The following is a 24,215-nucleotide window of genomic DNA, read 5'->3' on the forward strand; positions in this document are numbered from 1 at the left end:
TTGTTTTTTTTAAAATTTAATGTTAGCTCCAACCAATACAGTTCTTGGTCTCGGGTAAACTACATTATCAATACCTAATGTTAATGTTAGGTCTGAATCGTTATCGGTTACTTCAGGATCTAAGCCGCTGTAATTTGTAATGGTAAATACATTTTGTACACCACCCCAAACTCTTACGCTTTTTAATGCTTTTGAAACATCATTAAAAGTATAACCTAATGTAATGTTGTCCATTCTTAAGAAAGATGCATTTTCAATAAATATATCTGAAATAATGGCATCTGAAGTTCTTTGGAAATCTGTGTCTAAAACGGTTGTAGGAACGTTACCTAATACGGCATTGTCCAGTAGTAATTCATATTGAGCTTTTGAAGAATTCACATTATTATAAACATAATTTCCTAGGTTAGCTCTTAAATTAAATGATAAATCTAGATTTTTGTAAAATACGTTAGATTGAAAACCGAAAATGGCATTAGCTCCTGGGTTTTCTTTTACATAGCGGTCGTTATCATTTATAACGTTATCGCCATTTAAATCTGCGTAAGCACCTTCAATTGGGTTTCCAGAGTTGTTATATAATTGTTTAAAAACGTAAAACGAATTTGGTGCTTCACCTTCTCTATGAATTTGAATATTGTTTCCCGTTCCACCACTAATTCCACCTGTTCTCACATCTTGTCCTAAAGCCAATTCTGTAACTTCTCTATCTAAAAAAGTAGCATTAAAGTTAAAGTCTACTTTAAAATCCTCTTTTTTAATAACATCAGTATTTACGGAAAACTCTACACCTTGAATTTGTAATTCTCCAATGTTTTGAATTACACTATTAGAAAAGTTAGTACCATCGGCAACTGCTGCTGCAAATAATAAATCTGTTGAGTTTTTCTGGAAGAAGTTTAACGAACCTGAAACTCTGTTATCAAATAAACCATAATCTATGCCTAATTCAATAGTTGTAGTTTCTTCCCATTTTAAATCTGGGTTTATTTCAGAAGCAATTAAAGATTCAATAATTTGGTTGCCAAATTGAAATTGAGAATCGCCACGTCCACCTCTATATCTGTTTAAGAAAATATCTTTTTCAGTTACAGATTGCTGTCCTGTAATACCATAACCAGCTCTTAACTTTAAGTTTGAAATCACTTTAGAATCTTTTAAGAAATTTTCATCGCTCATGTTCCAAGCAAAAGCAGCAGCAGGGAAATTACCCCATCTGTTTTCCTCGCTAAAACGAGAAGTACCATCACGCCTGTAAGTTAATGTTAACATGTATTTGTCTAAAAAGCTAACATTAGCTCTACCAAAGAATCCTACTAAAACAACATCAGGATCTGTATAAAAATCATTAACACTTAGTTCGTCAGTAGTATTTCTACCATTTTTACCGCTATTTGTGAATTTTTGATAAGAATATCCAGCAGTAAACTCTGTTCCAAATTTATCGAAGTCCTTTTTGTAAGTTAAATAACCATCTAATAGCTCATTGGTTCTTTTTTGAGTGTTCTCTTTAAAAGAGCCTTTAAAAAGTTGATCAGCGTCTGTAGTTGCAACATCTCGGTCTGAAGAATCAAAACCTTTAGCTTCTGTTCTGTCAATACCTAAATTAATGACAGCTCTTAACTCCGGTAAGAAATGAAATTTATAATCAAAATTTAAATTCCCATAAGTTCTATTAGAATCACCTAAGTTAGTTCTTTGTAATAAAGATGCTACTGGATTTGTAGTTCCGTTAGCAATTAAAGTTCCAGTTCTATGTTGGTAATAGCCACCAAATGGTGAAGATGGATCAAAAACTGGCTGCGTTGGATCGTATCTCATTGCAGCACCAATTTGCCCTGCATCACCAAATCTATTATCCTCAAAAGCAAGATTAGCATTTAAACTTACTTTTAAATGACTATCAAAAAACGTTGGGTTTAATGCTAAACTTAAAGTTCTTCTTTCAAATTTTGAAGTCTTTAAGGCACCCTCTTGATCTACAACACCAAAAGAAAATCTTGCAGGCAATACTTTAAACAAAGCACCTTGCATAGAAACATTGTGTTGTGTTGATAGTGTACTTCTAAAAATTTCATCTTGCCAATTTGTGCTGGCATTTCCTAATAAACTTTCGTCTATAGTTGTACCATTAATTGGTTGAGAGGCTATAAGTTGTCTATAAGCATCGGCAGAAAAAACATCTATTGTATTAGTAACTTCTCCAAAGCTATATTGTGCATCGTAACTAGCGCTAAAAGTTGATTTACCTTTTTTAGTTACAATAATAATTACACCATTTGCAGCACGAGAACCATAAATGGCTGTAGCTGAAGCATCTTTTAAAACCGAAAAAGAATCAATATCATTCGGGTTTATAGAAGCTAAAACACCTCTAGATCCGGTAACACTATTATTGTCAATTGGTAAACCATCAATAATAATAAGCGGATCATTTGATGCATTAATAGAAGAACCACCTCTAATTCTAATTTGAGAACCAGAACCAGGTGCGCCACTTGTATTTACGCTGACACCAGAAACACGACCGTTAAAAAGGTTTTCAGCAGTTACAATGTTACCTTTTGTGAAATCTTCAGAAGTAATTGCTTCTACTGAACCTGTTGCATCTTTTTTGGTTGTTGAACCATATCCAATGACAACAACTTCTTCTAATTGAGCAGCATCTTCGGTTAATTGTACATTTAAAGTAGATTGACCAGCATATGCAATTTCTTGAGATAAGTAGCCAACATAAGAGAATATAATTATATCTCCATTATTTACTTCAATCTGATAATTGCCATCAAAATCCGTAGCGGTTCCAGTTGATGTGCCTTTTATAACAACATTTACTCCTGGAAGAGGGATGGAAGTTGATTGTTCGGTTACTGTTCCTTTTATTATATTTTGTCCAAATAAAAATACGGGCAAAATCAACATAAAGAACAGTAATTTTTGAGTATTTGTTTTCATACAGTTTTGTTAAATTAATGTAATAATTAGTCAGTTATATTTTCACTTCTCACTTCAAAACTATGTAAACAAATTGTTAAGAAATAATTATTGATTACGAAATATTTAACGAAAACGTTTTCGTGTTGACAACTTTTTAGTTTTTTATTGATTTTATGAGAAAATGATATTTAAAATTGCTAAATAATAATTTGATAAGTTTCTGAAAACAAGAGAATAATTGCTATTTTAGAGTGCATTTATATATTATGAAAAGAAAGATCACATTAAAGCAAATAGCTAAGGAGTTAGATGTCTCGAGTGTCAACGGTTTCAAAAGCTTTAAGTAATAGTAAAGAGATTAGTGAAGATACTACCCAAAAAATCCAAGCATTTGCCAAACTTTATAACTACAAGCCTAACAATATTGCACTTAGTTTAAAGAATAGAAAAACCAAGACTATTGGGATTTTAATTCCAGAAATTGTACATCATTTCTTTTCAACAGTTATTAGGGTATAGAGCGCGTAGCGAATAGGCGCGGTTATAATGTTATTGTTGGGTTGTCTAATGAATCTTTTACTAAGGAAATTATTAATATGGAAATGCTTGCCAATGGTAGTATTGACGGGTTTATTCTATCTATTTCAAAAGAAACATTATTAAAGCAAGATTATCATCATTTTAATGCCACTATCAATCAAGGGATGCCTATTGTAATGTTTGATAGAGTTGTAAACGAAGTGGATTGTGATAAGGTGATTGTTGATGATTTTAATGGTGCGGTTAAAGCTGTAAAAAAGCTTGTAGAAAACAATTGTAAAAATATAGCTTTAATTACAACAATGGACTATGTTAGTGTTGGAAGGCTTAGAACTCAGGGCTATTTAGAAGCATTACAGAATAGTGGGATAGAAGCAGATTCTAATTTGATTTTAAAAATTGACGATAGTCTTGATGTAGAAAATAACCTTGAAGTTTTAGAAACAGAAATAGCTCATTTTTTTAAGTCAAATCAAAATATAGATGCGGTGTTTGCTGTGAATGAATTGTATGCCGTTTCTGCTATGAAAGTAGCTAGTAAGTTAGGTATGAAAATTCCAGATGATATTCAAGTTATTGGGTTTACTGATGGTGTCCTTTCAAAGCATGCTACGCCTAGTTTAACAACGGTGAGTCAACATGGTCAAAAAATAGGTGAACAATCTGCTAATTTACTGATTGATAGGTTAGAGGCTGAAGACGTCTCAACCGAGCAATACTTTACAAATAATGAAAAGAAACGTGATTTTATAAAGATGGTAATAGAGACCGAAATTATAGAAAGAGAGTCTACTAAATAGTTTCGTAAAACAATATTGAAAAAAAGAAGGTATTAGGAAAACTAAAATTCTTTTTTATCTTTTGATTCGAAATCAAAACTTATATTTTCACTTCTCACATAAGTTTTGATAAGTATATCGCTTATCAAATAGTATTCATTTAAACATACTATTAATGGAAAAGCGTAGATTAAGTTTCTGGCAAATTTGGAACATGAGTTTCGGGTTTCTGGGGATACAAATGGGGTTTGCACTCCAAAATGCCAACGCAAGTAGAATACTTCAAATTTTTGGAGCTGATGTTCATGAACTATCATGGTTTTGGATAATTGCACCTTTAATGGGTTTAATTGTTCAGCCAATTATTGGACATTACAGCGATAAAACTTGGGGGCGATTTGGAAGACGAAAACCATATTTTTTGGTAGGAGCTATTTTAGCTTCCATTGGTTTAGTACTAATGCCACAGGCAGATATATTTATTGCATTTTTACCAGCCTTATGGGTTGGAGCAGGAATGCTTATGATTATGGATGCTTCGTTCAATATTGCTATGGAGCCATTCCGAGCATTAGTTGGGGATAATTTAAGAACAGACCAACGCACGTTAGGTTTTAGTGTTCAAACAGCATTAATTGGTTTTGGGGCAGTTATTGGCTCATGGTTACCTTACGCGTTAACAAATTGGTTTGGTATATCAAACGAAACTACAGAAGGCACAGTACCTTTTAATTTGATTTTATCTTTCATTATTGGTGCGATTATTTTAATTGTTTCAATTTTAATTACAGTTTTTACAACCAAGGAATATTCTCCTGAAGAATTAGCAAGTTTTGAAGATGAAAAAGCACACGCTGAAACCGTAATTAAGGATGGTGAAGAAACAAAATCTAGTTTGTTGGATATTTTTGAAGACTTCAAAAAGATGCCAACAACTATGCGTCAATTAAGTTGGGTGCAATTCTTTTCATGGTTTGGTCTTTTTGGTATGTGGGTTTTTGCTACACCAGCCATTGCGCAACATATTTACGGATTACCTCATACTGATAGTAGCAGTTCTGCTTATCAAGATGCAGGAGATTGGATAGGGATACTTTTTGGTGTTTACAATTTAGTTTCTGCGTTTTATGCATTTGCATTGCCTTATATAGCTAAAAAAATGGGGCGTAAAAAAACACATTCATTATCATTAATTATTGGAGGTTTAGGGTTATTGTCTATCTATATAATGCCAGATAAAAATTGGCTTATTGTTTCTATGATTGGTGTAGGAATTGCTTGGGCAAGTATTTTAGCTATGCCTTATGCTATTCTTGCAGGCTCAATCTCTCCAAAGAAAATGGGGGTTTATATGGGGATATTTAATTTCTTCATTGTAATTCCTCAAATAATCAATGCCTTAATTGGCGGTCCGCTTGTAAAATATGCTTATGGTAATCAAGCCATATTCGCTTTAATGATGAGTGGTATTAGTTTTTTAATTGCAGCGTCTTTAGTATATAAAGTTAAAGATGTTGACGATGTAATTCAATCATAATAATGAATAAAATAGGAGTCATATTCGATTTAGACGGCGTAATCGTCGATACAGCAAAATACCATTTTCTGGCTTGGAAAGAGCTAGCAGATGATTTAGGATTTGAGTTTACTGAAGTACATAACGAACTATTAAAAGGCGTGAGTCGTGTAAGATCATTAGAAATTCTTTTAGATATAGGAAACGTTAAGCTTTCAGAAGATAAAAAACAACAATTTTTAATCAGTAAGAACGAAGAGTATCTTAAATACATTACTAAAATGGGGCCAGAAGAGATTCTCCCAGGAGCAAGTGAATTATTGGATAAACTAGATGAATTAGGTATTCAATATGTGTTAGGCTCAGCAAGTAAAAATGCACCATTAATTTTAAAACAGGTAAATCTATTTGAAAGGTTTGTTGGTATTGTTGATGGAAACAGCGTTTCAAAAGCAAAACCAGATCCAGAAGTGTTTTTAATAGGTGCTAAAAAACTGAATTTAAAACCAGAGCAATGCATCGTTTTTGAAGATGCTATTGCTGGTGTAGAAGCTGCAAACAAAGCAAATATGATATCTATCGGAATTGGGGATGAAAAAACACTCCATGAAGCCGATTATAATTTTAAGGATTTAACTGGAATTACTTCAAGTTTTATCAAAGCATTAAGTGAAACAAAAGAGAAAAAGAACAAAGTGTATAGATAAGAAAAACAACGGTGAATATTAACCCGTTTATTTTCTAAAGTCTATGCTCTATCATCTTAATAAAAATGAATCAAGATTATATAAAACCAGATAATTGGTCCATCATAGAAGAAGGTTTTGATGCAAAACGCGTAAAATCTTCTGAAAGTTTATTTAGCATTGGTAATGGTGCCATGGGGCAACGTGCCAATTTTGAAGAACAGTACTCAGGCGACACCTTTCAAGGCAGTTATATAGCAGGTGTATATTATCCTGATAAAACACGTGTAGGCTGGTGGAAAAATGGGTATCCTGAGTATTTTGCTAAAGTGCTAAATGCACCGAATTGGATAGGGATTAATGTATCTGTTAACGGAGAACAATTAGATTTAAATACTTGTAAATCAGTTGACAATTTCCGCAGAGAATTGAATATGAAAGAAGGTTGGTTGTCAAGAAGTTTCAAAGCTACATTGCCAAATGATATTCAAGTTGAGGTATTTGTAAAACGCTTTTTAAGTTTAGGTTTAGATGAAATAGGGGCTATCAATTATGAAATTACACCTTTGAATGCTGATGTCGAAATCATATTTCAACCTTACTTAGATTCAGGAATTACAAATGAGGATACCAATTGGGATGATAAATTCTGGGATACAACTGGTATAAGCCATAAAAATAATCAAGCTTTTATTGAGGCAAAAACCATGAAAACGGATTTCCATACTTGTACGTTTATGGAATCAAAAGTTTATATTTCTGGAAAGCCTATTTTGGTTGAGCATAATACAAAAGCAGATTCAAATCATGTGTCTTTTAGTTATGCATATCCAGTAAAAAAGGGTGAGACTTATAGTGTTCAGAAATTTGGAGGCTATATTGTAGATAGAAATCATAATAAATCACAATTAGTTAAAGTTGCTAAGCAAGTTTTAAAAACCGCTACAGAAAAAGGTTTTAATCAATTACTTGAAGATCAAAAACATGCTTGGAAAACTATCTGGGAAATGGCAGATATTACTATTGAAGGTGATGTAAAAGCACAACAAGGTATTCGTTTTAATATTTTTCAATTAAATCAAACTTATTTAGGTAAAGATTCCAAATTGAATATTGGACCTAAAGGTTTTACTGGTGAAAAATATGGCGGAAGTACCTATTGGGATACCGAGGCTTATTGCATTCCATTTTATATGGCCACCAAAGATCAAAAAGTAGCCAGAACATTATTAGAATATCGTTATCATCATTTAGATAAAGCCATTGAAAATGCTGAAAAATTAGGTTTTAAAAACGGAGCAGCTTTATATCCAATGGTAACTATGAATGGTGAAGAGTGTCATAACGAATGGGAAATCACTTTTGAAGAAATCCATAGAAATGGGGCAATAGCATTTGCCATTTACAACTATCATCGTTACACAGGAGATTATAGTTATATTCCTGAAAAAGGCTTGGAAGTTTTAATAGGAATTGCTCGTTTTTGGCAACAGCGTGCAAATTTTTCATCAGATAAAAATAAATATGTTATACTAGGAGTTACTGGTCCGAACGAATATGAAAATAACGTTAATAACAACTGGTATACAAACTATTTAGCTAAGTGGTGTCTCGATTATACTTTAGATCAAATTGAAAAAGTAGAATCGGAGTTTGCTTCAGATTTTTTAAGAATAGCTAAAAAAGTAAAGCTGTCTAAAAAAGAGTTAGCCTTATGGAAGACCGTTGCCGATAATATGTATTTTCCTTATTCTGAAAAGCACCAAGTGTATTTACAACAAGATGGGTTTTTAGATAAAGAATTAATTTCAGTTGAAGATTTACCAAAATCAGAAAGACCGATAAATCAAAAATGGAGTTGGGATAGAATTTTACGTTCACCATATATTAAGCAAGCAGATATTTTACAGGGTTTTTACTTTTTTGAAGATCAATTTTCTGATGAAGCTTTAGAACGTCATTTTGATTTTTACGAACCACTTACAGTTCACGAAAGTTCATTATCTCCTTGCGTGCATAGTATTCAAGCCGCAAAATTAGATAGAATGGAGCAAGCGTATGCTTTCTATTTACAAACGTCAAGGTTAGATTTGGATGATTATAATCATGAAGTACATGAAGGCTTGCATATAACATCCATGGCAGGAACTTGGATGAGTATTGTTGAGGGTTTTGGAGGTATGCGAATTAAAGATAATAAGCTCTCGTTCAATCCAAAAATCCCTAAACAATGGAAAGAGTATTCATTTAAAGTAAATTTTAGAAATCATATCATAAAGGTTAATGTCACTCAAAAGCAAACAAATTTTGAAATGATTTATGGTGAGAATTTAGAAATTCTAGTAAATAAAAAATCATTATTACTTAAGAATAATGTACTAAAAGCAGTAAGCTAATCAGTAATATTTTAAAGAAATGAAAAAGTTATTAATTTTAAGTTTAACAATCTTTTTATCAGCTTTTAATCTAATAAATTGTCAAGAGTTGAAATCGCCGAATGGTGAATTGGCAATGAATTTTTATTTAGAAAATAATGGTGTGCCTACTTACAAATTATCCTATAAAAACCAAGATGTTATTAAGCCAAGTCACTTAGGTTTGGAGTTAAAAGATGATGAGAAATCTTTGTTAAATGATTTTACAATTCTTAATACCGAAAATTCAACTTTTGATGATACTTGGAAACCAGTTTGGGGAGAGGAAAAACAAATAAGGAATCATTATAATGAACTGGCTGTAAGCTTAAAACAAAATGAAACTAATAGAATTGTAATTCTTCGTTTTAGATTGTTTAATGAAGGCTTAGGATTTCGATATGAATTTCCACAGCAAGAAAATTTAGTGTATTTTATAATTAAAGAAGAGAAGTCACAATTCGCTATGACGGGTGACCATACTGCAATTTGGATTCCTGGAGATTATGATACTCAAGAGTATGATTATACCGAATCAAAACTATCAGAAATAAGCACAAAATTTGAAAACGCTGTAACAGGAAATGCATCACAAGAACAATTCTCTAAAACAGGTGTTCAAACGGCCTTAATGATGAAAACCGTTGAAGGTTTATATATTAATTTGCATGAAGCTGCATTAATCAATTACTCTTGTATGCATCTAAATTTAGATGATGAAAACATGGTTTTTGAATCGCATTTAACACCTGACGTAAATGGAGATAAAGGTTATATGCAAGCGCCATGTAATTCGCCTTGGAGAACCATTATGGTAAGTGATGATGCAATAGATATTTTAGAGTCTAGAATGACATTGAATTTAAATGAACCATGTGCTATTGAAGACACATCATGGATAAAACCAGTAAAATATATAGGTGTATGGTGGGAAATGATAACAGGGAAAAGTTCTTGGGCTTATACTAATGAATTACCAGCAATTCAATTAGGAGTTACAGATTACTCTAAAGTAAAACCAAACGATACGCATGCCGCAAATAATACAAAAGTAAAACGTTATATCGATTTTGCGTCAGAACACGGTTTTGATGGTGTTTTAGTTGAAGGTTGGAATGAAGGTTGGGAAGATTGGTTTGGGAAATCGAAAGATTATGTGTTCGATTTTGTAACACCCTATCCAGATTTTGATGTTGAAGACATTCATAATTACGCCAAATCAAAAGGAGTTAAAATGATTATGCATCACGAAACTTCGGGGTCAACAAGAAATTATGGACGCCACATGGATAAAGCGTATCAGTTTATGAAAGATCATGGTTATGATGCTGTTAAGAGTGGTTATGTTGGTAATATTTTGCAAGAGGCGAGCATCATTATAGCCAATGGATTGTGAATCATTATCAATACGCCATTGAAAAAGCAGCTGAATATGAGGTGATGGTAAACGCTCATGAGGCTGTTCGTCCAACAGGGATTTGTAGAACTTACCCAAATTTAATTGGTAATGAATCTGCAAGAGGAACAGAGTTTCAGGCGTTTGGTGGTTCAAAACCAAATCATGTTACCGTTTTACCTTTTACAAGACTCATTGGAGGGCCTATGGATTACACACCTGGTATTTTTGAAATGGATATTAGCAAATTGAATCCAAATAATAACTCTCATGTAAATAGCACCATCGCAAATCAATTGGCATTATATGTTACCATGTATAGCCCCTTACAAATGGCAGCAGATTTACCAGAACACTACGAGCAGTTTATTGATGCTTTTCAATTTATAAAAGATGTAGCAATAGATTGGGAAGAAAGCATCTGTTTGGAAGCAGAACCAGGAGATTATATTACCGTAGCACGAAAAGAAAAGGGAAGCGATAATTGGTTTGTTGGGAATGTAAATGGAACTACGCCAAGAACTTCAACAATTAAATTAGATTTCCTTGAAAAAGGCAAAAAATATATAGCAACTATTTATGCTGATGCTAAGGATGCGCATTATAAAACCAATCCGCAAGCATATAGCATTAAAACTAAAAAAGTGTCAAGTAATTCTAAGCTGTCTCTGTTATCTGTTCCAGGTGGAGGTTATGCTATTAGTATTTTACCAGTTAAATAATTATGATATGACAACGAATGATTCAAAAAATCAAAAAATCAATAATCTTTTTGTAGGAGCTATTGTTTTATGCGTATTTGCTTTAAATTTATCTTGCAAACAAGAAAGTGATACAAAAATGGATGAGGTTGTTGGTAATTCTTCAATAATAGAACACAAAGATATCACACGTATCGAGCCATTAAATTGGTGGGTTGGATTTAAAAATTCTAAACTCCAACTCCTTGTGCATCATCCTAATATCTCAAAAAAGGTTCCTGAAATTTCTTATCATGGTGTTTCTATTAAAAAGGTTCATAGTGCAGATAGTCCAAACTATCTTTTTATAGATTTAGATATTTCTGAATCTACTAAGGCAGGAAAATTCAATATTGTTTTTAAAGAAGAAGGTAAAGGCGATTTAGAGCATACTTACGAGTTTAAATCAAGGGTGAAACCTTCTGAAGATTATATTGGTTTTGATAGCTCTGATGCTATTTATTTAATTACACCAGACCGATTTGCAAACGGAAACCCTGAAAATGATATTATTGAAACTCTTAAAGAAAAAACAATTGACAGAAATGATAATTATGCACGTCATGGAGGCGATATTCAAGGGATTGCCAATCATTTAGATTATATAGAAGACTTAGGGTTTACGGCTGTATGGCCATGTCCGCTTCTTATAAATGATATGCCTCAAGGGTCTTATCATGGGTATGCAATGACCGATTTTTATAAAATTGATCCTCGTTTTGGAACATTAGATGAGTATAAAAACTTGTCTTCAAAACTATCTGAAAAAGGCATGAAACTCATCATGGATCAAGTAGCAAATCATTGTGGTGTTGAGCATTGGTGGATGAAAGATTTACCATTTAAAGATTGGATAAATCACCAAGATAATTATTTGGATCATATTGATAATTGGGATGGTAGTAAGAGCATAACAACTAATCATCGTCGTACTACAAATCAAGATATGTATGCTTCTGAGATTGATAAAAAGAGTATGAGCGAAGGATGGTTTGTTTCAGCAATGCCAGATTTAAATCAACGAAACCCGTTTATGGCGCGATATACAATTCAAAATAGTATCTGGTGGATTGAAACAGCCAATTTAGGCGGAATACGTCAAGATACATATCCGTATCCTGATAAAGATTTTATGAGTCGTTGGGCTGGAGAAATCATGAATGAATACCCTAATTTTAGTATTGTTGGTGAAGAATGGACTAATAATCCATTACTTATTGCGTATTGGCAACAAGGAAACCCCAATAAAGATGGCTATAATTCTAATTTAAAATCCCCTATGGATTTTGCAATGCAAGAAGGAAATAGTAAAAGGGCTAAAAGAAGACGAAGATTGGGGGTCTGGTTTTATTAAAATTTACCGAGCTTTAGCAAACGATTTTGCTTATGTAACTCCAAAGGATATCATGGTTTTTCCTGATAATCATGATATGAGTCGCATTTTTACACAGCTAAATGGAGATATTGCAGATACAAAAATGGCTATAAGTTATATTTCTGTATTACCTCGAATTCCTCAAATATATTACGGTACAGAAATTTTGATGAACGACTTTGATAAACCTGGAGACCATGGTTTAATTCGTACCGATTTTCCAGGTGGTTGGGAAGGTGATAAGATTAATGCTTTTACAGGAGAAGGATTAAACGATGCACAAAAAGATATGCAGTTGTTTGTTAAAAAACTTTTGAATTACCGAAAAAATAGTAAGGCTATCCATAATGGCAAAACTATCCATTTTGCTCCCGAAAATGGTGTTTATGTACTCTTTAGAACCCATGATGATGAAGTCGTGGTTCATATTATGAATAAAAATGATGATACTGTTATTTTAGACTTAAAAAGATTTGAAGAATTAGGTTTAAAAGGAAAAGCTGTTAAAAATATTATGACTAACTATCAGTTTTTCTGGGGAGATAATTTTATGCTGGAAGAAAAAGGAAGTATCATTTTGACTACTAAACTGAACTAAAACAGTTTTATTCTTTAAAAATAGAAAATCAATTATTTAGACTTGTTGAAAACAGGTTCTAGTTAGCAGAATTTAAAAACTAAAAGTATGAAATGGAGTGTGTTTATATTGACGCTTTTCTTTATGATTTCTTGTAAACAAGAATCAAAAGTAGTCGGTTCTCAAGATATCAAAACAGAAAACCCCGTTTTTTTTAAAAATTACTCTAAGGTTCAATTATCTAGCGGAAAATTAATGCGTTTAGATAGTTTTCCATCAAAATATATAACACCAAGGCCTGTTGATGTTTGGTTGCCAAAGGATTATTCAAAAGAGAAAAAATACGCCGGAGTTTACATGCACGATGGTCAAATGTTATTCGATTCAACAACGACTTGGAACAAACAGGAATGGAAAGTGGATGAATGGGCCACCAAATTGATGGAGGAGAAGAAGGTTAAGGACTTTATTGTTGTTGGCATTTGGAATATCAGGGAATTAAGGAATTCCAATTATTTTCCCGAAAAGGTTTTCAATGCAATGCACCAAAAGGACAAGGATTCTTTATTGGAGGTGGGTAAAAGACATAAATGGATTAACACCATTAATTCTGATGATTACCTAAAGTTTATTGTTAAAGAGTTGAAACCTATTATAGATACTCGTTTTAGTTGTTTGACGGATAAAGACAACACTTTTGTGATGGGGTCCAGCAGAGGTGGACTTATTTCTATGTATGCCGTTAGTGAATACCCGGAGGTCTTTGGAGGTGCCGCTTGTCTGTCAACACATTGGATTGGTACATACGACAATATTGATAACGGTATTCCTGATGCCTTCTTTGACTACATGAAATTACATTTACCTGAGAGCAAAAACCATAAGATATATTTTGATTATGGCACAGAAACCTTGGATGAAAAGTATTTGCCTTATCAAGACAAAGCGGATAAAATAATTAAAGAGAAAGGTCATACAAAGAATATTGCGTTTTCTGGAACGGACCATTCTGAAAACGCCTGGAACCAAAGGTTGGATGTGCCTTTCATATTTTTATTAGGACATGACTAAAATGAAAACGATACAATACATATTAATAGCTTTAATAATGACTGGCTTAAGTTGCACTAAAGAAAAAAAGGAAGTTAAAGAAAAGGTTACTGATGTGAAGATAGCCAAGAAAAAAGAGGTGGTTTACCAAGTGTTTACCAGATTGTTCGGAAACACCAATACCACCAATAAACCTTGGGGCACTATTGCCGAAAATGGCGTTGGTAAATTCAATGATTTTACTGAAACAGCCCTAAAGGAAATCAAGGATTTGGGCGTCAGCTATATTTGGTACACGGGTGTGCCTCATCATGCTGTTATCAATGATTATACGGAATATGGTATTTCAAACGACGACCCAGATGTGGTAAAAGGGCGTGCAGGTTCACCGTATGCGGTAAAGGATTATTATAACGTCAATCCTGACTTGGCTGTAAATGTGAAAAATCGTTTGGAAGAATTTGAAGCGCTCATTAAACGTACCCACGACGCCGGTTTAAAAGTGATTATTGATATTGTTCCCAATCATGTGGCTAGAAATTATAAAAGTATTTCTAAGCCAGAAGGTGCTAAGGATTTTGGAGAAGAGGATGATACTTCGGTTGTTTATCATATAAATAATAATTTTTATTATAACCCCAATGAAGCGTTTAAAGTCCCTGTTTGGAAAAATGGCTATACACCGCTTGGAGATGAAAAACCCCTTTTGGAAGATAATGAATTTCCTGAGGTACCTGCAAAATGGACCGGAAATGGCTCCAGGTTATCACAACCAGATATGAATGATTGGTACGAAACTGTAAAGGTGAATTATGGCATATCACCTGAAGGAAAAAAAGATTTTGACGAACTTCCAATTGGTTTTAAAAATGAAAATTATAAAATGCATTTTGACTTTTGGAAAGATAAAGCTATTCCAAATTCTTGGGTGAAGTTTAGAGATATAGCCATGTTTTGGTTGGATAAAGGTGTTGATGGTTTTCGTTATGATATGGCAGAAATGGTACCTGTTGAGTTTTGGAGTTATCTGAACTCAAGTATCAAAATGAAAAACCCAGAGGCTTTTTTAATGGCAGAAGTTTATAATCCAGCTCTTTACAGGGATTATATAAAGAAAGGCAAAATGGATTATCTATATGATAAAGTTCAGTTGTATGATACCATAAAAAGTGTAATGCAAGGAGAAGGAAAAACGGATCATATTCCACCAATTCTTGATAATTTAAAAGATATTGAGCATCACATGCTACACTTCTTAGAGAACCATGACGAGCAACGTTTGGCAAGTCCAGATTTTGCAGGAAGTCCAAAAAAAGGTAAACCTGCTATGGTAGTTTCAGCAACGTCTACAACTGCGCCAACTATGATTTATTTCGGGCAAGAAGTAGGAGAAGATGGTTCAGAACATGCAGGTTTTGGTTTGCCTACAAGAACTTCTATTTTTGATTATGTAGGTGTGCCAGCACATCAGCGTTGGGTAAATAACAAACAATTTGATGGAGGGCAATTAACAAGTGAGGAAAAAGAATTAAGAGACTTTTATAAACGACTTTTAAATTTCACAATAAGCAGTAGCGCTTTGGTTGGCAACTATCAAGATGTCCATTTGTATAACCGAAAAAATACTAAAGGGTATAATGATAAAATGTTATCGTTTGTTCGATGGAGTGATAATGAAAAACTCATTATTGTTTCAAATTTTGATGCTGAAAATAAGTATGAATTTAAACTAGAAATCCCTGAGAGTGTAATCTCTAATTGGAAATTATCAGAGAGGAGTTATAAATTTGAAGACCAATTGTATAAACAATTTGTTTCAACTCTAATGGTTGAAAATGGTATTGGAACTATTAAAATAAAGTTAGATGTATTGGAATCTTTCATTTTAAAAATTAAATAGAATCATGAAGTATATAATCATCCTAATAACAACTCTGTTTTTTTAATTGCGAAGGCAAAAAGAAAGTTCTTCCAGAAAAACCAAAAACACCTTTTGTTTGGGAAGCAGCAACGTTTATTTTTTACTAACCGATAGATTTAATAATGGTGATAGGTCTAATGATATAAATTTTGATAGAACACTAAAAACAGGAAAACTTCGTGGTTTTGAAGGTGGTGATATAAAAGGGGTGATTCAAAAAATTAAAGAAGGGTATTTTACCAATTTGGGTATTAATGCCATTTGGATGACACCTATTGTAGAACAAATTCATGGTGGAACAGATGAAGGCACAGGATTGAGTTACGGGTTTCATGGTTATTGGACTAGTGATTGGACTGCGATAGATTCTAATTTTGGAACAGAAGAAGATTTAAGAGAATTGGTAAACGTTGCTCATAAGTATGGCATTCGTGTTTTGTTAGATGCTGTAATAAATCACACGGGACCAGTAACTGATAAAGATGTAAAGTGGCCTGATGAATGGGTTAGAACTGAGCCACAATGCGATTATCAATCTTTTGAAAGTACTGTTGCATGTACCTTGGTTAAAAAATTTACCAGATATTAAAACGGAAAATAATGAAAACGTTGATTTACCTCCTCAATTAGTTGAAAAATGGAAAGTAGAAGGTAGGTATGAGCAAGAAGTAGCTGAATTAAATGCGTTTTTTGAAAGAACAAAATATCCAAGAGCACCTCGTTTTTACATTATGAAGTGGCTTTCTGATTACATTTCAGATTTTGGAATTGATGGCTATCGTGTAGATACAGTAAAACATACTGAATCTTATGTTTGGCAAGAGTTTAAGTCAGTTTGTGATTTTGCTTTCGCGGAGTTCAAACAAAACAATCCTAGTAAAGTTTTAGATGATAATAGTTTTTATCTAGTAGGTGAGGTTTATAACTATGGTATTTCAGCTACTAAAGCGTTCGATTTTGGAGATAAAAAAGTGAATTATTTTGATAATGCTTTTGATGGCTTAATCAATTTTGAAGCCAAATGGAATGCAGCTCAAATGACAACAGAAGAGCATTTCAGAAAATATTCCAGATATTTTAAATTCAGACTTAAAAGGCTTTAGTGTTTTAAACTATTTAAGCTCCCACGACGACGGTCAACCGTTTGATCCAGCTAGAGAAAAACCATTTGAAACTGCAACTAAATTGTTGTTGTGTCCAGGAGTATCTCAAGTGTATTATGGTGATGAATCAGCACGTTCTCTTATAATAGAGGGAACAGAAGGAGATGCTACATTGCGTTCTTTTATGAACTGGGATGCAATAAAAATAACATCAAAACAAAAGAAATCTTAAAACATTGGCAGAAAATAGGTCAGTTTCGAGCAAATCATCCAGCTATTGGGGCAGGTATTCATCAAATAATAACAGAAAAACCTTATTTATTTTACAGAAGCTTTTCTAAAAGGAATAACTTTAAAGATTTAGTAGTTGTTGGTCCTGGACTTGCCACAAAAGGAAAAAGTGTTCAGGTGTCTCTGAAGTATTTGAAAATGGGGAAGAGTTAGTTGTTGCTTATTCTGGTATTTCTGTAAAGTCATAGATGGAAAGATTAATCTTAATTCAAAATACAGTATAATGCTTTTGGAAAAATAATGTCGATTTCAGATTTGGCAACATAATCTTTGCTCTTAACTAAATATTGTTATTTTTGTTGGCAACATCTAACCAATAGCTAAAGAAAACTTAGATTTAAAATCAAATTACAATGTTCCAAATTTGGAACTGGTCTTTTGATTATTGAGTTACTTGCCGATCAAAAGCAAGGTTTAACACTTTCAGAAATTATTGAATCTTTAAACATCTCCAAATCAAGTGCATTCAGAATAACTAGTACTTTAATATTTAAAAGTTATCTTCAAAAAAACGAAACCACTAAAAAAATAACACTTTCGAGAAAATTACTCACTCTTGGTATTTCATCTATGAACGAGCAAAGTATTGTAGAATTATCTATAGATGTAATGAGAGCACTTAGGGATGATTTGAAAGAATCTGTAATGCTTGGGGTGCTTATTGATAATAAAGGCGCTATTCTAGAACAGGTGTCTTCATCTTACCCGGTTAAGCTTTATGTAGAACAGGGTACACATTTTAATTTGTTTAGTTCTGTTGGCGGAAAGTCTATTATGGCATTTCTTCCAAAAGATGAATTAAATAAACTAATGAAAAAAATCGTTTTAAAACGATTAACTGCTAATACTATTATTTCAAAAAATGTATTTAGGGAAGAATTAGGTGAAGTCAAGAAAAAAGGCTTTGCTATTGATAATGGTGAAGATATTCAAGGTATTCATTGTATTGGAGCTCCTATTTTTAATGAATATGGGTATCCAGTAGCAGCTTTATGGATTACCGCTCCACATGGAAGGTTACCACATAGTGAATTTGATAAGAAAGGCAAGGAAATAGTTCAGTATGCTCTGAAGATTTCATCTAAATTAGGGTATTTAAAGAATTAATTCCTACTTACCTAATAGTATTTTGTTCTTTCAGATTTTAAATATTTTGAGTTTGATTTTCGTATAAATCGTTCATAACGAGATAATAATGCGATTTTTTAAAATTGAATATAAAATATTTGTATATTTGTTCCATATAAGAAACAAGTTTATCATTTGAAACTAAAATAATAAAATGAAAGCAACCCAGTATGAAGGAAATAAAACCTTCAAAGTATTAGAAAAAAGCGTTGAATCTCCAGCAAAAGGAGAGGTTAGAATTAAAGTAGCTTATGTTGGTGTTTGTGGAACAGATGTCCATATTTATCACGGTATGATGGATAAGCGAGTTAATATTCCGGAAACTATTGGGCATGAAATGTCTGGTGTAATAGATGCAGTAGGTGAAGGGGTTTCAGGTTATTCTGTAGGAGATAAAGTTGTAGTTCGTCCTTTAGATGATAGAAAAGTTAAGCCTTCTGATAAAGGATTTAATCATATCTGTGAAGAATTAAAATTTATTGGAATTGATAGTCCTGGTGCAATGCAAGAGTATTGGAATGTGCCAGCGTTCACACTTCATAAGTTAAAAGAAGATACTGATTTAAAATTGGCTGCATTAATAGAGCCGTTATCAGTAGCAACACACGATGTACGTTTAAGTGGATTAATTGCAGGTGAAACTGCTGTTGTTTTGGGAGGTGGCCCTATCGGGCTTTTGGTGGCAATGGTTGCTAAAGATGCAGGTGCAAATGTGATTATTTCTGAAGTAAATGAAATCAGAATTGCAAAAGCAAAAGAGATGGGATTAAATGCTGTTAGTCCATTAAAAGTGGATCTGGTTGAATATGTTCGTGAGCAAACCGAAGGACGTTTAGCTGATGTTGTTTTTGAAGTTGCAGGTGTGCAACCGGCATTAGATGTGATGACTGAAGTTGCGGGCATTAGAGGCAGGATTTTAATGGTAGCTATACATGGAGAACCCTAAACCAGTTAATTTATTTAAATTCTTCTGGAAAGAATTAAAATTAATTGGTGCTCGTGTATATGAAGAAGAAGATTATGAAAAATCAATTCAACTAATTACAGCAAACGAGTTGCCATTTGAAGATATGATAACCGATGTGCAACCTTTAAGTAATATTCAAAGCGTATTTGAAAATATAGATAATAATCCTGATGGTATGAAGGTACTTATGGATTGTTCATTATAAATTAAACTATTAAAAAGATAAAGAATGAGTATTTTAAACACATTTAGTGTAGAAGGAAAAACAGCTTTAGTTACAGGTTGTAAAAGAGGCATTGGAAAAGCTATGGCTATTGGTTTAGCTGAAGCAGGAGCTAATATTATCGGTGTTTCGGCATCTTTAGAAAGTGGAAGCGAGGTTGAAAAAGAAGTGAAAGCAAGAGGTAAAAACTTTAGTGCTTATCAATGTGATTTTTCAGATAGAAAATCATTGTACAAATTCATTGAAGCTGTAAAAGCAGACCATCGTCAAATTGATATTTTAGTAAATAATGCAGGTACAATTTTAAGAACACCTGTAGCTGAACATCCTGACGAAATGTGGGATAAAGTGATTGAAGTAAATCAAAACGCACAATTTATCTTAACTAGAGAGATTGGTAAAGAAATGGTAAATAGAGGTAATGGTAAAATCATTTTTACCGCATCATTGTTAACATTTCAAGGAGGTATTACTGTTCCAGGGTACGCTGCAAGTAAAGGTGCGATTGGACAAATGACTATGGCATTTGCTAACGAATGGGCAAGCAAAGGTGTAAATGTAAATGCCATTGCTCCTGGATATATCGCAACAGATAATACTGAAGCTTTAAGAAATGATCCAGCTCGTTCAGAATCTATCTTATCGAGAATTCCGGCAGCACGTTGGGGAAAACCAACAGACTTTGCAGGACCAACTGTGTTTTTGGCATCAGAAGCTGCAGCTTATATGAATGGTGCTATCGTTCTTGTAGACGGTGGTTGGATGGGGAGATAAAAGCCCCTAACCCTTAAAGGGAGTAGTTATAAAGTTTGAGAATAAATCTCTTGCAAGGTTTCAAAAACTTTGTAGGTATAAAAAAACTAAATAAAATGGCAGAAATAAAAGAATACCAATTATTTATTAATGGGAAATGGATAACGTCAACATCTGGTGAAACTATTGATATTGTTAGTCCTTCTACTGAAAAAATAGTTGCAAGAGTTCAAAACGGAACAGCGGAAGAAGCATTAGAAACTTTAGAGCATGCTGATAAAGCTCAAAAAGAGTGGAAAAAATTACCTGCTCGTGAACGTGCAGATTTGTTATACAAATTAGCTGATGAAATTGATGCAAACACAGAATATTTAGCTGAATTATTAACTAAAGAACAAGGTAAACTTTTAAAGGTAGCTCGTTTTGAAGTTGCTGTTACCGCTTCATTCATTAGGTATGCAGCAGAAGGTGCTAGACGAATTGAAGGAGATATTATTCCTTCAGATAATCCAAATGAACAAATTTGGATTCAAAAAGTTCCACGTGGTGTTGTAGTAGCTATTACAGCTTGGAACTTCCCGTTAGCTTTAGCAGGTCGCAAATTAGGGCCAGCTTTAGTTGCAGGAAATACAATTGTAATTAAACCAACTTCTGAAACGCCACTAGCAACTTTAGAGTTAGGGAATTTAGCTAACAAAGTAGGGATTCCTGCCGGAGTTATCAATATTTTAACAGGGCCAGGTCGTGCTATGGGTAATGCCTTAGTTGAAAGTCCACTTTGTAAAATGGTAACCATGACAGGTTCTACGCCAGTAGGGCAACAAATTGCTAGAAATGCAGCACAAAATTTAACACATGTTCAATTAGAATTAGGAGGAAAAGCACCTTTTATTGTATTTGAAGATGCTGATATTGATGCGGCAGTAGAATCTGCTTTACATTCTCGTTTTGATAACTGCGGACAGGTTTGTACTTGTAATGAACGTATGTACGTGCATGAAGGTATTTATGATGTGTTTATGGAGAAATTTATTGCCGCAACAAAAGGCATTAAAGTAGGTGATCCAATGTTAGAAGAAACCGATATGGGACCTAAAGTAAATGCTTCAGAATTAAAACATATGGAACACTTAGTAGCAGTTAGTCTTAAAGAAGGCGCAACATTGGCTACAGGAGGAAAACGTCCAGAGGGTGCTCAATTCGAAAAAGGATACTGGTTTGAGCCAACAGTTTTAACTAATGTAACTCAGGATATGACCATTGTTCATGAAGAATCTTTCGGCCCTATTTTACCTGTCTTAAAATTTAAAACTTTTGAAGAGGTTATCGGATTTGCAAATGATTGTGAGTATGGATTAGCTGCCATGGTATTTACAAATGATATGAATACCATCATGAAGTGTAATGATGAATTAGAATATGGTGAAATCTATGTAAATAGAGGTCATGGAGAACAACATCAAGGATTCCATAACGGTTATAAATTATCAGGTTCTGGTGGTGAAGATGGAAAATACGGTTTTGAGCAATATTTAGAAAAGAAGACTTTTTATATAAGACATAAAGCATAAAAAATGAGTACAAAAATTTCAAAAGTAGAGACACGACTTTTTACTGTGCCACTACCAGAAGTTATGTCCGATGCAAAACATGGAGATCACTATCATTTTGAATTAGTCACAGTAACCATAACCCTTGAAGATGGTAGCGAGGGTACTGGTTACACTTATACTGGTGGTAAAGGTGGTTTTTCCATCAAGGCTATGGTAGAACATGACTTTGCCGATGTTTTAGTTGGTAAAGATGGTACTGATATTGAAGGGATTTATGATTTCTTAGAATGGCATGTACATTACGTTGGAAGAGGAGGAATTGCATCTTTTGCAATTTCTGCTGTTGACATCGCTTTGTGGGATATTCGTTGTAAAAAAGCAGGTCAACCGCTTTGGAAAATGGCTGGTGGACAAGGTAACACATGTAAAGCCTATTGTGGAGGCATTGATTTGATGTATCCAATTGAGAAATTATTGAACAATATGAAAGGCTACCTTGAAAGAGGTTTTAATGCTGTAAAAATTAAAATTGGTCGAGAAAATCTTCAAGAAGATTTAGACCGTATTAAAGCGGTTAGGGAATATATTGGTCCAGATGTTACTTTTATGGTAGATGCCAATTATTCTATGACTGTTGAAAAAGCAATTAAAGCCATAGAAGGTTTCAAACAATACGATATTACATGGTTTGAAGAACCAATCATTCCTGATAATTACAAAGGTTTTGGAGAGATAGTAGATGCTACAGGTTTTCCATTAGCAATGGGCGAAAACTTACATACCATTCATGAATTTGAATATGCATTCGATCAAGCAAAACTATCCTTTGTACAACCAGATGCTTCCAATTGTGGAGGTGTTACAGGTTGGTTAGCTGCAGCAAGATTAGCAAATAAACACGGAATTCCAGCATGTTCTCACGGGATGCAAGAATTACACGTAAGCTGTAGTGTCTTCACAACCTAACTCTGGTTGGCTAGAAGTACACAGTTTTCCTATAGATGAATATACAACAAGACCTTTAGTAGTTGAAAATTACAGAGCAGTTGCTCCAGATTATCCGGGTGTTGGCGTGATTTTTAATTGGAAAAAATTAGCACCTTACGAGGAAAAATAAATTAATCTTAACACGATTTAAAATGAGTATACAGATTTTAGATTTCGGAAAACTATCAGGTCAAGTAATTAAAGAATATGCTTTAAAAAACGCCAATGGTGTTGAAGTTAAAATTTCAAATTATGGTGCAACAATAACTACTTTAAAAGTCCCAAATAGTAAAGGTGTTATTGAAAATATAGCTTGTGGATTTGATACCCTTGATGGTTATTTTGGAAAGGATTATGTTGAAAACGCTCCTTATTTTGGAGGTACTGTTGGTCGTTATTGTTCACAAATTAAAGATGCTAAGTTTTCCTTAAACGGTAAAGAATATCAATTGGCAGATAACTGCGGGCCTAACAATTTACATGGTGGTGCTCTTGGGTTTGATAAAAAAATATGGACTGCTAAAACATTCGAAAACTCAAATGGTTCAGGAGTTAAAATGTCTCTTAAAAGCAACCATTTGGAAGAAGGTTTTCCTGGTAATGTTGATGTAGAGGTAAGTTTTACATTGAACGATGATAACACATTGACTATTGATTATTCGGCTATGTCAGATCAAGACACGCCTTTGTCTTTAACAAATCACACCTATTTTAACTTGAACGCTTTTCATTCAAATATTGAATGTCATAAAGCCCAAGGTTAACGCCAATAAGAAATTGGAATGTGATGATACAGGGGCTGCAACTGGAAAAGTTGTAAATGTTGAAGGAGCTGCTGATGATATGCGCCAGTCTAAGAAGATAGGTGATGCGCACCAAGGCATGGGTGATGGTTTTGAGAATTTCTATATTCTTGATAATGAAAAAGCAGATTTCATTGAAGCCGCAAAAATCACATGCCCAGATTCTGGGCGTTCTTTAACGGTATCAACTACTGAACCTTGTATGTTGTTATACACAGGAAAGTATACTTCAGATGCGATAAAGCGTGAAAACGGTGAGCAGTATGGGAAATATAGGGGGTTTTTGTTGTGAAACACACCGTTATCCAAACGGACCAAATATTGAAAACTCGCCAAAGTCCATAACCAAGGCTGGCGACACATTTAAAAGTACCACCCAGTTTAAATGTCAACTGGTAAAAATTTATACTAACTAAATTAAATAATTATGATTGAAGGTGTATTACTAGCGATTTTTGCTGGATTAATGTTAGGGC

16 protein-coding genes and 4 pseudogenes are annotated in these 24,215 nt (G+C 33.5%); 19 read left to right on the top strand and 1 reads right to left on the bottom strand.

Annotated features, from left to right (window positions below; all coding sequences use genetic code 11):
* Positions 1-9: 9 nt before the first annotated feature.
* Positions 10-2,955, bottom strand: coding sequence for a SusC/RagA family TonB-linked outer membrane protein (locus tag AC0L5U_RS17800; RefSeq protein ID WP_473417784.1), 2,946 nt, complete (start codon positions 2,953-2,955; stop codon positions 10-12).
* A gap of 248 nt (positions 2,956-3,203) precedes the next feature.
* Between AC0L5U_RS17800 and AC0L5U_RS17805 the strand changes: the two are divergent.
* The 19 genes and pseudogenes from AC0L5U_RS17805 to AC0L5U_RS17895 all read left to right on the top strand — a co-directional run bounded on the left by AC0L5U_RS17805 (position 3,204) and on the right by AC0L5U_RS17895 (position 24,031).
* Positions 3,204-4,277: pseudogene (locus AC0L5U_RS17805) on the top strand (LacI family DNA-binding transcriptional regulator).
* A 154-nt stretch (positions 4,278-4,431) separates the two neighbouring features.
* Entirely contained in the window at positions 4,432-5,793 is a 1,362-nt protein-coding gene (locus tag AC0L5U_RS17810; RefSeq protein ID WP_473417785.1) for an MFS transporter, read from the top strand.
* A gap of 2 nt (positions 5,794-5,795) precedes the next feature.
* Entirely contained in the window at positions 5,796-6,479 is a 684-nt protein-coding gene (gene pgmB / locus AC0L5U_RS17815; RefSeq protein WP_473417786.1) for a beta-phosphoglucomutase, read from the top strand.
* A 65-nt stretch (positions 6,480-6,544) separates the two neighbouring features.
* Positions 6,545-8,854: a glycoside hydrolase family 65 protein gene (locus AC0L5U_RS17820; RefSeq protein WP_473417787.1), complete on the top strand. Its 2,310-nt coding sequence runs from the start codon at positions 6,545-6,547 to the stop codon at positions 8,852-8,854.
* A 19-nt stretch (positions 8,855-8,873) separates the two neighbouring features.
* Positions 8,874-10,990 (top strand): annotated as a pseudogene (locus AC0L5U_RS17825) (glycoside hydrolase family 97 protein).
* 118 nt (positions 10,991-11,108) lie between these two features.
* Positions 11,109-12,981 (top strand): annotated as a pseudogene (locus tag AC0L5U_RS17830) (glycoside hydrolase family 13 protein).
* Positions 12,982-13,068: 87 nt separating this feature from the next.
* A complete protein-coding gene (locus AC0L5U_RS17835) occupies positions 13,069-14,031 on the top strand; it encodes an alpha/beta hydrolase (RefSeq protein WP_473417788.1) in 963 nt (320 codons plus the stop codon).
* 1 nt (position 14,032) lies between these two features.
* Positions 14,033-15,910: an alpha-amylase family protein gene (locus AC0L5U_RS17840; protein WP_473417789.1), complete on the top strand. Its 1,878-nt coding sequence runs from the start codon at positions 14,033-14,035 to the stop codon at positions 15,908-15,910.
* Between the two features lie 97 nt (positions 15,911-16,007).
* Positions 16,008-16,520, top strand: coding sequence for an alpha-amylase family glycosyl hydrolase (locus AC0L5U_RS17845; protein ID WP_473417790.1), 513 nt, complete (start codon positions 16,008-16,010; stop codon positions 16,518-16,520).
* A complete protein-coding gene (locus AC0L5U_RS17850) occupies positions 16,471-17,034 on the top strand; it encodes a hypothetical protein (RefSeq protein ID WP_473417791.1) in 564 nt (187 codons plus the stop codon). Before AC0L5U_RS17845 ends, AC0L5U_RS17850 begins: the two co-directional genes overlap by 50 nt.
* A gap of 88 nt (positions 17,035-17,122) precedes the next feature.
* Positions 17,123-17,266 (top strand): hypothetical protein, encoded by a 144-nt coding sequence (locus tag AC0L5U_RS17855; protein WP_473417792.1) that lies wholly within the window; start codon positions 17,123-17,125, stop codon positions 17,264-17,266.
* Between the two features lie 437 nt (positions 17,267-17,703).
* Positions 17,704-18,432, top strand: coding sequence for an IclR family transcriptional regulator (locus tag AC0L5U_RS17860; RefSeq protein ID WP_473417793.1), 729 nt, complete (start codon positions 17,704-17,706; stop codon positions 18,430-18,432).
* A gap of 175 nt (positions 18,433-18,607) precedes the next feature.
* Positions 18,608-19,399 carry a zinc-dependent alcohol dehydrogenase gene (locus AC0L5U_RS17865; protein WP_473417794.1) on the top strand — a complete coding sequence of 264 codons (792 nt, stop codon included), beginning with the start codon at positions 18,608-18,610 and terminating at the stop codon, positions 19,397-19,399.
* A complete protein-coding gene (locus AC0L5U_RS17870) occupies positions 19,386-19,625 on the top strand; it encodes a hypothetical protein (protein ID WP_473417795.1) in 240 nt (79 codons plus the stop codon). The genes AC0L5U_RS17865 and AC0L5U_RS17870 overlap by 14 nt, the downstream gene beginning before the upstream one ends.
* Before the next feature lie 30 nt (positions 19,626-19,655).
* Positions 19,656-20,417, top strand: coding sequence for an SDR family NAD(P)-dependent oxidoreductase (locus AC0L5U_RS17875; RefSeq protein ID WP_473418329.1), 762 nt, complete (start codon positions 19,656-19,658; stop codon positions 20,415-20,417).
* A gap of 95 nt (positions 20,418-20,512) precedes the next feature.
* Positions 20,513-21,967: an aldehyde dehydrogenase gene (aldA, locus tag AC0L5U_RS17880; protein ID WP_473417796.1), complete on the top strand. Its 1,455-nt coding sequence runs from the start codon at positions 20,513-20,515 to the stop codon at positions 21,965-21,967.
* Positions 21,968-21,970: 3 nt separating this feature from the next.
* A pseudogene (locus tag AC0L5U_RS17885) lies at positions 21,971-23,066 on the top strand (mandelate racemase/muconate lactonizing enzyme family protein).
* Positions 23,067-23,088: 22 nt separating this feature from the next.
* Positions 23,089-23,700, top strand: a complete 612-nt coding sequence (locus AC0L5U_RS17890; RefSeq protein WP_473417797.1) for an aldose epimerase family protein — start codon at positions 23,089-23,091, stop codon at positions 23,698-23,700.
* Complete coding sequence (locus AC0L5U_RS17895; protein WP_473417798.1) at positions 23,675-24,031, top strand: aldose epimerase family protein; 357 nt, start codon at positions 23,675-23,677, stop codon at positions 24,029-24,031. Before AC0L5U_RS17890 ends, AC0L5U_RS17895 begins: the two co-directional genes overlap by 26 nt.
* The last annotated feature ends 184 nt before the right edge of the window (positions 24,032-24,215 follow it).

Source organism: Jejuia sp. G7-7, assembly GCF_055808955.1.